We start from the raw sequence: 14,527 nt of genomic DNA on the forward strand, positions 1-14,527 counted from the left end.
TTAGCATGGTCCAGTGCCGAAACTGATCGATCACGATGCGAGACAGCAGGAAATAGCAGAGGCCGTCTGGCGGCTGATCCTGCGCGAAGGGGTCGGCGCTGTCTCGATACGGGAGGTCGCGGCCGAGGCGGGCCTGTCTACGGGTTCCGTGCGGCACGTCTTCGGCAGCAAGTCGGAACTGCTCGGCTATTCGATGCGTTTGGTTCACGACCGCGCCGCAGAGCGCGTGTCCGCCCAACTCGGCATTGCCGATGTCAAGGAACGCGCGCGGGCCGTGCTCGGTGAACTCCTTCCGCTCGACGAGGTCCGACGTTGCGAAATGCTGGTCAATCTCGCGCTGATCGCGGAATCTCCCGGACATGACGAACTGCGGCAGATCGCGGTCGGCGCGCAGCGCGCACTGCGGGAAGGGTGTGAGCTCGTACTGGCAGGTCTGGCCGCGGAGGGGCTCGTCGCGCCGGACCGTGATCTCGGGTTGGAAGCCGAGCGTCTGCATGCCGTCGTCGACGGTCTTGCAATGCACCTGCTCGTCGGTGCCGGTGACACCCCGAGGTCCGCCGAGACGGCACTCGCGGCGCATATCGATTCGCTCGCCTGAAGCCCCGGCCACTCCGGTGCCGGCTCCCGCCGATGCCCGCGCACCCACGCGCGTCCCCGGTACGCCAGAATCGGACCGGGATCCGTCCGGATTCCGCGGTACGCGGGGCATCGGCCCCCGCATGTTCGGCGCCCGTCGGGCGGTGAGGAGTGGACGATGGCCTTCGCGGGCAACGTGGATGAGCTGGCCCTGCTGCAGACGGTGCGCCTGAAGAACCAGGTCACCGCGGAAGTGGTTGCTGCGCACCTGGGAGTGACGGTGTCGGCCGGCCAGGCCGCAGTGGATGCGCTCGTCCGGCAGGGCAAGGCCCGAGCGGCCGGCGAGGGCATCGAGCTCACCGACGAGGGGGTTCACGAGCTGACCGGCCAACTCGAGGCGGAACGCGTATCGATCGACGAGGATTCGATCGCGGACCTGCACGATCAATTCCTGCCGCTGGACGATGAACTCGCGGAGCTACTCGCCGAGCCGGAGGCGGACGGGTTCATCGACGCACTGCTCGATTTCGACCGGCGTGCGCAGGCGCTGTTCGACGACGTGTCCGCGTTCGTTCCCCGCCTGTCGCGATACCAGGACCTTTTCGCGGAAGCTCTCGAGAAGGTCAAGGGGGGCGCGCTGGCATGGGCCACCGCGGGCAACATCGATTCCTACTCCGCGGTGTGGGGCGAGATGCGGGAGGAACTCAGGGGCGCCGCGGGTCGCTGACCTGGCACTCGTTGTGAGGGTGTGACCGCAGTCATCATTTCCCCCTTTTCGGGGGTGGTCGTGAGTGACCGGTGTCACTACCGTTTCCTTCGTATCCACTGCCACGAAGGAGACCATGATGTCCGGCACCAACGTCGATCCTCTGCCGAGCTACTCCCAGGGCGCCTGGAACGTTCCACTTCTCGGCGACACCGTCGGCGACAACCTCGACCGCACCGCCGCGCGTTTCGGTGACCGTGAGGCGCTCGTCGACCGCGCCGCGGGGAAACGTTGGAACTACACCGAATTCGTAGCGGATGTCGACGCAGTCGCTGTCGGCATGCTCCGGTCGGGCATCGCGAAGGGTGACCGGGTGGGGATCTGGGCCCCGAACTGCTGGGAATGGGTTCTCGTCCAGTATGCAACCGCGAAGATCGGCGCGATTCTCGTCAATATCAATCCCGCGTACCGCTCGCACGAATTGCAGTACGTCCTCGAGCAGGCGGGCGTCCGGATGCTGGTGTCCGCGTCCGCATTCAAAACATCCGACTATGCGCAGATGATCGCGACCGTACGGGCGAACTGCCCCGACCTCGAGGATGTCGTTCTGCTCGGCTCCCCGCGGTGGGAAGACCTCGTCGAGGTGGGACGGGCCGCACTCGCCGACGACCGCCGGGTGCTCACCGAGGCGCAGTCTCTGCTCTCTCCCGACGATGCCATCAACATCCAGTACACCTCGGGGACCACTGGGTTCCCCAAAGGCGCCACGCTCAGTCACCACAATGTGCTCAACAACGGGTTCTTCGTCGGCGAACTCTGCCACTACACGGAACTGGATCGGGTATGTATCCCCGTTCCGCTCTACCACTGTTTCGGTATGACGATGGGCAATCTCGCGTGCACGAGTCACGGCGCGACAATTGTGCTGCCGTCCCCGGCGTTCGATCCCGCGGCCACGCTCACCGCAGTGGCGGAGGAGCAATGCACCTCGCTCTACGGGGTGCCGACCATGTTCATCGCCGCGTTGGCGGAGCCCGATTTCGCACGGTACGACCTGGCGAGCCTGCGCACCGGAATCATGGCGGGCTCGCCGTGTCCCGTCGAGGTGATGAAACAGGTCATCGATCGGATGGGGATGAACGAGGTGTCGATCTGCTACGGCATGACCGAAACTTCGCCGGTGTCGACGCAGACCCGCAGCGACGACAGCATCGAGCGGCGTGTGGCCACGGTCGGCCGGGTGGGTCCTCACCTCGAGGTGAAGATCGTCGATCCCGGAACAGGTCTGACGGTCCCGCGCGGCGTGCCGGGCGAACTGTGCACCCGCGGATATTCGGTGATGCTGGGGTACTGGGACCAGCCGGAGAAGACGGCCGAGGCGATCGACGTGGCCCGGTGGATGCACACCGGGGACATCGGAGTCATGGACGAGGACGGCTACGTGTCCATCACCGGCCGCATCAAGGACATGGTGATCCGCGGGGGAGAGAACATCTACCCCCGCGAGATCGAAGAGTTCCTCTACACCCACCCGGACATTCTCGACGCTCAGGTGGTGGGGGTGCCCGACGTGAAATACGGGGAAGAACTCATGGCCTGGGTCCGGATGCGCGACGGCTCGGAGCGGCCCCTCGACGCGGCGAGCCTCAGGGCGTTCTGCGACGGGAAGCTCGCCCACTACAAGATCCCGCGCTATGTGCACGTGGTCGACGAGTTCCCGATGACGGTCACCGGCAAAGTGCGAAAGGTCGAGATGCGTGAACAGGCTCGGGCGATCATCGAGGCCACCGTGACCGAGCACAACTGACGGCCCTTCGGCACGCATGGGCGAGTAATTCGGCCGTACCCGCCCCGAACCGGTCACTTTCGTCGGTTTCAAGGCAGACACTGAAGGGGTAAAGAGTCGTCGACGATGCGCAGCCACCGGGCGGCGCCGCAGCAGAGGGGCTCACCATGGGACAAATCATCGGCACGATCATTTTCGGTGCGGTCATCGGGATCCTGGCCAGATTGGTGATCCCGGGCAAGCAGGCCATGGGCATGATCATCACGATCGTCATCGGCATCATCGGCGCGCTGATCGGCTACTGGCTGTGGGGCCTGATCTCCTCCGAGGGCAACGAGGACACCAGCGGCATCGACTGGATCCGGTGGATCATCAGCATCATCGTGGCCGTGGTCCTCACCCTGATCTACACCGGCGCTACCCGCGAGCGGCGGTAACCCGTGCTATGTGCCCCGCCCGGCCACACCGGACGGGGCCAGACGTCTCTCCGCCTCGGCCCGAAAGTGAGTTGCCGTGCAGCCGCAGTGGATTCCCCATGAGGCCGCCGTTGCGCGAGCGAACATCACGGAGTTTGCGCGGTTCGCCGAACGGCGTCACGGGCTGAACCTGCCCGATTACGGGTCGCTGTGGCGATGGTCGGTCGAGGCCCCGGGGGACTTCTGGAAAGCGGTGTGGGACCGGTTCGAGGTGGTGTCGCACACCGCCCCCGGGCCGCCTCTCGCCGACACGGCCATGCCCGGTGCCGTGTGGTTTCCCGGTGCGCGGCTGAACCTCGTCGAGCACCTCTTCCGGGATCGGCCGCCGCTCGCGCCGGCCGTCGTCCACCTCGACGAGGCCGGGCACCGCAGCGAGATGACATGGTCGGAACTCCGCGGCCGGACAGCCGCGTTCGCCGCCACGCTCCGGGAGTACGGAGTCGGACCGGGGGACCGGGTCGTCGGCTACCTTCCCAACATCCCGGAGGCCGTCGTCGCCCTGCTCGCGACCGCGAGTATCGGGGCAGTCTGGGCCGCGTGCGGGCAGGACTACGCCGCTCCGGCTGCGCTCGACCGGCTCGGCCGACTCGAGCCGAAAGTCCTCGTCACCGCGACCGGATACGCCTACGCAGGCACGTGGCACGACCGGACGAACGAACTGACGTGGCTGCGCGACCGACTACCCGGTCTCGACCTGACAGTCGTCGTCCCCCGCGCGCCGGCCCGCGAGATTTCCCCACCCACCGCCACGTCCCCGTCGGTGCTGAACTGGGAAGTGGCAGCGCTCGAGGAGGGCGCAGCCCTCGACACCGTCGCGGTTCCCTTCGACCACCCACTGTGGGTCGTGTTCTCCTCCGGTACGACAGGACCGCCCAAGGGCATCGTCCACGGCCACGGCGGGGTACTGCTCGAGCATCTCAAAGCACTGTCACTCCACCTCGACCTCGGTCCGGCCGACCGCTACTTCTGGTACACGAGTCCGAGTTGGATGATGTGGAACTTCCTCGTCTCCGGACTTCTTGTGGGCGCGACCATCGTCTGTTACGACGGTGCGCCGTCGCATCCCGAGATCGACCGCCTCTGGCGGACCGCCGCCGACGAACACGTCACAGTTCTCGGGACCAGTCCCGCCTACATAGCAGCCTGCGCCAAGGCGGGGGTGGTGCCGCGCCTCGACCACGATCTGTCCGCCCTGCGCGGCGTGGGTGTCACGGGCTCGACGCTGTCCGCGTCGGGGTCGCTGTGGCTGTCGGAGAACGTGGGCTCCGATGTGCAGGTCATGTCGATCTCGGGTGGCACCGACGTGGTGTCGGCGTTCGTCGGAGCCGCGCCGACAGTGCCCGTGTGGCCGGGCGAAATCTCCGTCCCGTGTCTCGGCGTGGCGGTCGACGCGTACGACGAACACGGCCGGCCGGTGCGCGGCGACGTCGGTGAACTCGTCGTGACCGCACCGATGCCGTCGATGCCGGTCTACTTCTGGGACGACCCGGACGGCACCCGATATCTCGATTCGTACTTCTCCGTCTATCCAGGGGTGTGGCGACACGGGGACTGGATCACGGTGACCGACCGCGGCACGTTCGTCATGCACGGACGCTCCGACTCCACCCTGAACCGTCAGGGAGTCCGGATGGGCAGCGCCGATATCTATCAGGTCGTGGAGAGTCTGCCCGAGGTCACCGAATCGCTCGTCCTGGGAATCGAACAGCCCGACGGCTCGTACCGGATGCCGCTGTTCGTCGTGCTTGCAGACGGCACGGAACTCGACGACCGCGTGGCGGAACGGATCCGTTCGGCGATCCGCGCGCAACTGTCCCCGCGGCACGTGCCCGACGAGATCGTCGCCGCGCCGGGGGTCCCGCACACCCGCACCGGGAAGAAACTCGAGGTGCCGCTCAAACGAATTCTGCAGGGAGCCGACCCGTCACGTGCCGTGGATCGCACCGCAATCGACGCACCGGAACTGATCGACTGGTACCACGACCAGCGGTGATGCACACCACTTATAAGCGTGGCCTAACTGGACTCTGCAGGTCCGGAATGGTCGGATTGCCGGTATGGACATCGCCATCAAGATTTTTCTCATTCTGCACTTCATCGGTCTCGCCGGCATCATCGGCTCGTGGCTCACGGTGCTCAAGCAGCCGCGCGTCGTCGTCGGCATGCTGCACGGCGCGATCCTTCAGGTGGTGACCGGTATCGCGCTCGTGGGTCTCCGCGAAGCTCAGGACGTCGTCGAGGTGAACCACATGAAGATCGGCATCAAGCTGCTGATCGCCCTGGTCATTCTCGTCGTCGCGATCATCGGCCTGAAGAAGGAGAAGAAGAACCCGGGTTCGACCGCAGTTCTGGCGCACACGGCCGGCATCCTCGCCATCGTGAACGTGATCATCGCCGTGTCCTGGTGACCTTCGACGGCTCGTTCCCTCGGTGAGCCGGGGCCTGTATCGGAACCCTGTAGATTGTTCCGGGTGTGTACGACATGGGCTCCGGTACCGACCGGTAAGTAAGCTGCTTCGGGCGCCTCGGCCCGTCAGGCGGGGGTCCGCTACTGCGTCCGGTCCTGCGGAATGTCTCACCGCCCGGCCACGCCGTAACGATCTCCCCCTGATGCGCAGATACCCCTAGAGGTTGCGTGCATGTTCGTGTCGGGAGCGCGGGCAACTGCCCGGTGCTGAGAGGAAGGTTGGGGGATTTGGACTCGCTCGGGAAAGGCGGATCGCAGGCGCAGAACGCGGGGGGCGCGGTACCGCCCGGAGCGTTCCCGCTCTCGCCTGCGCAGTTGGGCATGTGGTTCGCCCAGCACGTCGACCCGACAGTGCCCGCCAACATCGCTCAATACGTCGAGCTCGAGGGTGACCTCGACGTCGATCTCCTCCGCGAATCCAGTGCCCGCGCTGCGCTCGAAATGGGATCCGGGTTCCTCCGGTTCATCGAGGTCGGGGCACAGCCCTACCAACTCGTCGATCCCTCGCTCGAAGCGCCGCTCGGTTTCGTCGATCTGAGCGGTGTCGACGACCCCCGCCAGGCCGCGCTCGACTGGATGCGCGACGACCGCAGCCGTCCCGTCGATGTACTGCGCGACCGTCTCATCGCCGCAACCGTGCTCCGGATCGGCGAACACCGCTACTTCTGGTACAACCGCGTGCACCATCTGGCACTCGACGGTTTCGCCGCCGCCACGTTCATGACCCGCATCGCCGAGTTGTACACGGCAGCGGTCGAGGGCGTCGAGCCGTCCCCGAACCGCGCGTCGGATCTGCACAAGGTCTACGACGTCGAGATGGAGTACCGCGGTTCGAAGCGATTCCTCGACGACCGTGAATACTGGGCCCGGCAGATCGACGGGATCGAGGAACCCACCAGCCTCTCCGGCCGGACCGCCGCGCCCGCGCCGGTCAGCCGCATCGACACCGCCGCGCTGTCCGAGGAGACCGAACGGCGAGTCGACGAACTCGCCGAGCGCGAGGGTGCGAGTCTGGCCACCGCCGTCGTCGCTGCCTTCGCCGCGTATCTCGCACAGATGACCGGCCGAACCGACGTCGTGCTGAGCTTGCCCGTCGCGGCGCGCACCACTGCGGTGCTCCGACGCTCGGGCAGCATGGTCTCGAATGTGGTGCCGCTGCGCCTGAGCGTCACCGACGAGACGACCGTCCGCGATCTGATCGCCGCGTCGGGCGCGGCCGTCTCGGGTGCGCTGCGCCATCAGCGTTACCGGCACGAGGACATCGTGCGCGACCGCGACGCCGGATCGGCGGGACAGGCGACGTTCTTCGGCCCGTGGGTCAACATCATGCTGTTCGACAACGAGGTCCGTCTCGGGGACATGGTGGGCGGAATCAATATTCTGTCCACCGGACTGATCGAGGATCTCGGTGTCAACGTCTACCGCAGCGGTGGCGCCCACACGCACATCGACTTCGAGTCCAATCCCAATCTCTACGGTCCGGAGCAGTCCCGGGCCGACCACACCCGCTTCATGGAGTTCTTCGACCGGTTCGTCGGATCGGATCCGGAACGGCCCGTGTGGGACATCCCCCTTGCGGGAGACGCCGAACTCGACAACGCGGTCACCGAGTGGAACCGCACCGACCATCCGGTCCGGCAACGTGATCTGCTCGCGCAGTTCCGCGAGCAGGCCGCAGCCACACCTGATGCCACAGCGCTCGTCTTCGAAGGCGAGTCACTGACCTACGGTGAATTCGGCTCCCGGGTCAACACTCTCGCGCGCGCACTGATCGATCTCGGTGTCGGACCCGAATCGCTTGTCGGACTGTGCATCCGGCGTTCGCTCGACCTCGTGGTCGGCATGTACGCGATCGTCGAAGCGGGTGGGGCCTGGGTGCCCATCGACCCCGACCATCCGGCCGACCGGACGGCATACATCCTCGACACGGCCAAGCCCGCAGCAGTACTGACCACCGCGCGCGACGACGTGGAACTGCCGGACGGCGTCACCGCGTTCGAGATCGACACCTTCGACTACTCGCGCGGCGACGCACGCCCGATCACCGACGCGGACCGGCACGGTCCGGTCCTGCCCGACACCACCGCGTACGTCATCTTCACCTCGGGGTCGACGGGCCGGCCCAAGGGCGTGGCCGTCAGCCATGTCGCCATCGACAACCAGATCCAGTGGATGAACGACCAATACGGCATGTCGTCCGAGGATGTGTACCTGCAGAAGACCGCAACGACGTTCGACGTGTCGCTGTGGGGATTCTTCATGCCGCTGCGTGTCGGCGCGACCCTCGTGATCGCGACGCCCGACGGCCACCGTGACCCGGTGTACGTGGCGAACAAGATCGCCGAGCACCGCGTGACGATCACCGATTTCGTGCCGTCGATGCTCACCGTCTTCGTGGCCAACGCCGCCGACGGGAGCTGCGACTCCCTGCGGCACGTCTTCGTCATCGGCGAGGCACTGCCGTCCGAGACGGCAGCCGAGTTTGCCCGGCTGTGTCCGGCGGGCTTGCACAACCTGTACGGACCCACCGAGGCGGCGGTGTCCATCACCTACCACCGCGCGGGCCCTGCCGACGTGCACAGCGTCCCGATCGGTGTCCCCCAATGGAACAGCCGCGCGTACGTTCTCGACCGGCGGCTTCGCCCGGTGCCGGTCGGGCGACCGGGCGAGCTCTACTTGGCGGGCGTTCAACTCGCACGTGGCTACCTCGATCGTCCTGACCTGACCTCCGATCGCTTCCTCGCGGACCCGTTCGGTGCACCCGGCGAACGGATGTACCGCACGGGCGACCTCGTGCGCTGGGAAGCCGGGCCCGACGGCACCGGAATCCTCGAGTACATCGGCCGAACCGACTTCCAGATCAAGTTCCGCGGACAGCGCATCGAACTCGGTGAAATCGAAGCGGTGCTGCTCGCTCATCCCGCCGTCTCGCAGGCAGTCGTTCTAGTGGTCTCCACCCCCACGGGCGACCAGCTCGTCGGTTACCTGGTGGCCGCGCCCGCGCAGACGATCGACGTCACCGACCTTGCAGATCACGCGGGTCGCTCGCTTCCGTCGTACATGGTGCCCGCATCGCTCATGGTGCTCGACGCGCTCCCGCTCAACACCAGCGGAAAGCTCGATCGGAAAGCCCTGCCGGAACCTGTCTTCAGCAGCACCCGTACCTTTCGCGAGCCCTGCAGCCCTGCCGAACGCGTGGTGGCCGCAGCCTTCGGCGACGTACTCGGCGCGGAGCGGGTCGGTCTCGACGACGACTTTTTCGAGCTCGGCGGCAATTCGCTGGTCGCGACCCAGGTCGTCTCACGCATCGGCGCGGCCCTCGATACCCAGGTTCCTGTACGCGCGCTGTTCGAGGCATCCACCGTAGGGGGACTCGCCACACGCATCGCGAAGCAGGTCGGTTCCGGTGCCCGAGCTCCGCTCACCGCAACCGTCCGACCCGATGTGCTGCCGCTTTCCACTGCGCAACAACGGATCTGGTTCCTCAATCGGTTCGACGTCACCACTGCGGCGTACAACCTGCCCTTCACCGTGCGGATGACAGGCGCGGTGGATCCGCGTGTCGTGTCCGATGCGTTCTCGGACGTGGTGGCTCGGCACGAGAGCTTGCGCACCGTCTATCCCGAAGTGGACGGCGACCCCCATCAGGTGATCCTGCCGCTCGAGCAGGCCGTCTCCCCGCTCGAACCGATCGATGTGGACGAGGTCGGTCTGCGGGCAGCGGTCGTCGAACTAGCAGGACGCGGTTTCGACGTCGCGATCGAGGTTCCGTTCCGAGTCGCGCTGTTCCGGCTCGCTCCCGACACCTATGTGCTCGCGATGGTGCTGCACCACATCGCAGCCGACGGATCCTCGTTCGGACCGTTCGCGCAGGATGTCGTCACCGCCTACACGGCGCGCGCCGAGGGACACGAACCGCGCTGGTCGCCCCTGCCGATCCAGTACGCCGACTACGCCCTGTGGCAACGACAGGCTCTCGGAAGTGAGTCCGATCCGGGTTCGGCTGCTGCGCAACAAATCTCTTTCTGGGTTCGGGAGCTCGACGGCCTCCCGGATCAGCTGGACCTGCCGGCGGACCGGATGCGCCCTGCCGTCGCAAGCTACCACGGTGCCAAGCACCGATTCGAGATCGGCGCCGAGACACACCGTGGACTCGTCGAACTTGCTCGCGGACACAGCGCCTCGCTGTTCATGGTCGTCCACGCCGCCTACGCGGTCCTCCTGTCACGACTGAGCGGATCGAACGATATCGCCGTCGGCACCGCCGTCGCGGGACGCGGCGAAAAGGAACTCGACGATCTCATCGGCATGTTCGTGAACACGCTGGTGCTGCGCACGCGGGTCGATCCCGGCCTCTCGTTCGGTGAATTCCTCGACGTGGTCCGTGAAGTCGACCTGACCGCATTCTCGAACGCGGACGTGCCTTTCGAGCGTCTCGTCGAGGTGCTCAACCCGGCTCGATCGACAGCGCGTCATCCCCTCTTCCAGGCAGCGCTGTCGCTCGAGCCCGGTTCAGCACGTGAGGTGTCCTTCGCCGGAGTCCGCGCCGTGGGCACCGAACTGGAGATGCCGATCTCGAAGTTCGACATCCAGCTGTGGCTGACCGAAAAGACCGGCAGCGACGATGAACCCGCCGGCCTGGGTGCCACCTTCGAGTACGCGACGGATCTCTTCGACGCCGGTACGGTCGCCGTCTTCGCAGAACGTTTCGTGCGGATCCTCGACGGCATCGTCGCGGACACGTCGGCATGTGTGGGCGACCTGTCCATCCTTTCTCCCGGCGAAGCCGAGCTGCTACTCACCACGACGGGTCCCGATGCGGGTGAACCGGCCACGCTCGTGGACCTGCTCACCGCGGGTGTCGCCGCCCACCCCGAGCGGCCCGCCGTTCGCGACGGTGACATCGTGCTGACGTATCGCGATCTCGACGCGTGGTCGAGCTGGATCGCGCGTTACCTGATCGAGCGTGGCGTAGGGCCCGGCGGCATTGTCGCGCTTGCCTTCCCTCGCTCGTGGGAGATGGTGCTCGGTGTGTGGTCCGTTGCGAAGACGGGAGCAGCCTACGTCCCGGTCGACCCGGAATACCCGGTCGACCGAGTCACCCACATGCTCGAGGACTCGTCGGCTCTGCTGGGCCTGACGACGGAGGAACACGCCGCCGGTCTGTCGCCCGCCGTCGAATGGGTTCGCTTCGACGACCCGGCGTTCGTGGCCGCGTGCTTGGCCCACTCGGGAGCTCCGGTCACCGACGAGGAGCGGTGCGCTCCGCTCCGGGTCGATCACCTCGCATACGTCATCTACACCTCCGGGTCCACCGGGCGCCCGAAGGGCGTCGCGGTAACCCACCGTGGTCTCGCCGGCCTCGTCCGCGACTGTGTCGACCTCTACGGGGTGACTTCCGAGTCGCGGATTCTGCAGATCTGTTCGCCGAGTTTCGACCCCTCGGTTCTCGACTGGGCTATGGCCGGCTACACCGGTGCCGAACTGGTGATCACTCCGCCGACGATCTACGGCGGTGCCGAACTGCGGGCGCTGATCCAGCAGACCGGTGTCACCCACGCGACCATCACGCCTGCGGTGCTGGGCTCCGTGGATCCCGCGGGCCTCGACTCGCTCCAGAGCCTCAACGTCGGTGGAGACGTCTCCACGACGGAACTCGTGGCCCGGTGGGCGCCCGGCCGCCGATTCTTCAACGCGTACGGACCGACCGAGACCACGATCGTGTCGACCCGCGCTCTGCTCGATGCCTCGGGGCCGGTCACCATCGGCGGCCCGACCGCGGGCGTCCAGGCACTCGTGCTCGACGGCCGTCTTCGTCCGGTCCCAGCCGGAGTGTCGGGCGAGTTGTATCTCGCCGGTGACATGCTCGCTCGGGGCTACCACCGACGTGCTGCGCTCACCTCGGATCGGTTCGTCGCGAACCCGTTCGGAGCGCCGGGTACCCGCATGTACCGCACCGGCGACGTCGTTCGCTGGGACGACCAGCGCCGCCTTGTGTTCGCCGGCCGATCCGATTTCCAGGTCAAGGTCCGCGGATTCCGGATCGAACTGGGCGAGATCGACGCTGCCCTGCAGACGCATTCGCTCGTCGACTTCGCAACCACCGTCGGCCACGAGATGCCGTCGGGACAGACCGCACTCGTCTCGTACGTGCACGGCGCACCCGGTATCGACCCGTCGGCGCTGGCGGACCACGTGGCGCGGTCGTTGCCGTCGTACATGGTGCCCTCGCAGATCGTCGTCCTCGACGAGATCCCTCTGACGCCCGTCGGCAAGCTCGACCGCCGAGCACTGCCGGAGCCCGAACTCGGGATCAGCTACCGCGAATTCCGCGCGCCGACGACGCCCATCGAGGGAACCGTCGCTGCCGTCTTCGCCGAGGTGCTCGGCGTGCAACGTGTCGGACTCGACGACGACTTCTTCGAACTGGGCGGAAACTCGCTCCTCGCCACCCAGGTGGTGTCCCGGCTGGGTGTGGCACTCGACGCACAGGTTCCCGTGCGTGCGCTGTTCGAATCGAGCACCGTCGCCGCCCTGGCAGTTCGCGTCGAGCAGGAGGCCGGGCGCGGTGCCCGAGCGGCACTGGCGAAAATGCCGCGGCCCGAGCGTGTTCCGCTGTCCTTGGCGCAACAGCGCATGTGGTTCCTCAACCGCTTCGATTCCCGCTCGGCGACGTACAACCTCCCGATGGCGTTGCGGCTGACCGGAGCCCTCGACGTAGCGGCACTTCAGGTGTCGATCATGGATGTGATCGACCGTCACGAGTCGCTGCGCACCGTCTTCCCCGATTCGCCGGAGGGACCCCACCAGGTCGTACGGGCGGCCGCGGAAGTCGTGCCCAATCTGACCCCGCTCCGGATCGACCGGGACGGGTTGGCCGGTGCGATGCGCCGACTCGCGTCCACCGGGTTCGACGTCACCTCCGAGGTGCCGATCCACGCCGAACTCTACGAACTCGACCGCAACGAGCACATTCTCGCGCTCGTGGTCCACCACATTGCCGCAGACGGATGGTCCACCGGACCGATGGCACGCGACATCATGGTCGCGTACGCCGCACGCACCGAGTGGGAAGAGCCCTCGTGGGCACCGCTTCCCGTTCAGTACGCCGACTACACCCTGTGGCAGCGGGAAGTCCTCGGTTCCGAGGACGATGCGCAGTCGCTGATCTCCGGTCAGCTCGACTACTGGCGTCGCGCGCTCGCCGACGTTCCCGACCAGTTGGATCTTCCGGCTGATCGTCCCCGCCCGGCGACGCAGTCGTTCGCCGGCGCGACCGTGGATTTCTCGATCGATCCGAGCTTGCATCGAGACCTCGTGGCGTTCGCTCGCACGCGCAACGCTTCCCTGTTCATGGTCGTGCACGCGGCCTTGAGCATATTGCTGGCACGATTGTCCGGTCAGCGCGACATCACGATCGGTACGCCGGTGGCCGGACGTGGCGAGCAGTCGCTCGACGACCTTATCGGTATGTTCGTCAACACTCTGGTGCTCCGCACCGACGTCGATCCGGACGCGCAGTTCACCGACCATCTCGCACGGGCACGCGAAGCAGCACTGGGTGCCTTCGGGCACGCGGATGTCCCCTTCGAGCGTCTGGTCGAGGTTCTCAACCCCACTCGGTCCACGGCTCGGCACCCGCTGTTCCAGGTCATGCTCTCGTTCGAGAATCTAGGTGCAGCGCACGTCGAACTTCGCGGTCTGACCCTCGACCTGCTCGAGATCAACACCGCGGTCGCCAAGTTCGATCTGCAATTGACGTTGTCGGAGGGCTTCGCGGAGGACGGTTCGCCGGACGGTCTCCGTGCGGAGTTCACCTATGCGACCGAGCTCTTCGATGCTTCGACGGTCGAGGGCTTTGCGGAGCGGTTCGTGCGGATCCTCGAGGCGGTGGTGGCTGATCCGGCGCGGCGGGTGGGCGATATCGATCTGCTGGGCGCCGATGAGCGGGTGAGGGTGCTCGAGCGGTGGAACGATACGTCGCATCCGGTGCCGGAGTCGACGTTGCTGGATCGGTTCGATGCGCAGGTCGCTGCGTCGCCGGACGCGGTCGCGGTGGTATTCGAGGGCGAGTCGTTGACGTATGCGCAGTTCGATGCGCGGGTCAATCAGCTTGCGCGGTATCTGATCTCGCGGGGTGTGGGTCCGGAGACGACGGTGGGGTTGGCGGTGCGCCGGTCGTTGGATCTGTTGGTGGGGATGTATGCGATCGTGCGGGCGGGCGGCGGGTATGTGCCGCTCGATCCGGATCAGCCGGTAGAGCGTAATGGTTTCATTGTGGAGTCGGCGGCGCCGGTGTTGGTGGTGTCGACGTCGCGGGACGGGTTCGACGTTCCGGTGTCGGTGCCGGTGGTGTCGATCGACACCGTTGATCTTTCGGGCGTTGCGGCTGGTCCGGTGTCGGATGCGGAGCGGACCGCGCCGCTGCGGGCGGACAACACGGCGTATGTGATTTTCACGTCGGGGTCGACGGGGCGGCCGAAGGGTGTGGCGGTGTCGCATTGTTCGGTGGTCAA

General features: G+C 66.5%; 7 protein-coding genes. All 7 read left to right on the forward strand.

Annotated elements, in window-relative coordinates; translation table 11 throughout:
* The first annotated feature begins 13 nt into the window (after positions 1-13).
* Entirely contained in the window at positions 14-598 is a 585-nt protein-coding gene (locus tag HF877_RS02520) for a TetR family transcriptional regulator C-terminal domain-containing protein (RefSeq protein ID WP_169619558.1), read from the forward strand.
* A 156-nt stretch (positions 599-754) separates the two neighbouring features.
* Positions 755-1,303, forward strand: a complete 549-nt coding sequence (locus tag HF877_RS02525) for a hypothetical protein (protein ID WP_169619559.1) — start codon at positions 755-757, stop codon at positions 1,301-1,303.
* Positions 1,304-1,421: 118 nt separating this feature from the next.
* The gene (locus HF877_RS02530; RefSeq protein WP_169619560.1) at positions 1,422-3,089 is read left to right on the forward strand and encodes an AMP-binding protein; all 1,668 of its coding nucleotides are present in this window, start codon (positions 1,422-1,424) and stop codon (positions 3,087-3,089) included.
* A 146-nt stretch (positions 3,090-3,235) separates the two neighbouring features.
* Positions 3,236-3,505, forward strand: coding sequence for a GlsB/YeaQ/YmgE family stress response membrane protein (locus HF877_RS02535; protein ID WP_169619561.1), 270 nt, complete (start codon positions 3,236-3,238; stop codon positions 3,503-3,505).
* Positions 3,506-3,581: 76 nt separating this feature from the next.
* The gene (locus tag HF877_RS02540) at positions 3,582-5,537 is read left to right on the forward strand and encodes an acetoacetate--CoA ligase (RefSeq protein ID WP_169619562.1); all 1,956 of its coding nucleotides are present in this window, start codon (positions 3,582-3,584) and stop codon (positions 5,535-5,537) included.
* A gap of 64 nt (positions 5,538-5,601) precedes the next feature.
* On the forward strand, positions 5,602-5,952 hold the full coding sequence (locus HF877_RS02545) for a hypothetical protein (protein ID WP_169619563.1): 351 nt from the start codon (positions 5,602-5,604) through the stop codon (positions 5,950-5,952).
* 287 nt (positions 5,953-6,239) lie between these two features.
* A partial coding sequence (locus HF877_RS02550) for a non-ribosomal peptide synthetase (RefSeq protein ID WP_169619564.1) occupies positions 6,240-14,527 on the forward strand: 8,288 nt, incomplete at its 3' end.

Origin of the sequence: Rhodococcus sp. BL-253-APC-6A1W (assembly GCF_012843405.1) — a bacterium.
Taxonomy (GTDB): Bacteria; Actinomycetota; Actinomycetes; order Mycobacteriales; family Mycobacteriaceae; genus Rhodococcus.

Coding starts and splice junctions, on each gene's coding strand:
- HF877_RS02525 (WP_169619559.1), top strand. CDS start 755: ATGGCCTTCGCGGGCAACGTGGATGAGCTGGCCCTGCTGCAGACGGTG.
- HF877_RS02530 (WP_169619560.1), top strand. CDS start 1,422: ATGTCCGGCACCAACGTCGATCCTCTGCCGAGCTACTCCCAGGGCGCC.
- HF877_RS02535 (WP_169619561.1), top strand. CDS start 3,236: ATGGGACAAATCATCGGCACGATCATTTTCGGTGCGGTCATCGGGATC.
- HF877_RS02545 (WP_169619563.1), top strand. CDS start 5,602: ATGGACATCGCCATCAAGATTTTTCTCATTCTGCACTTCATCGGTCTC.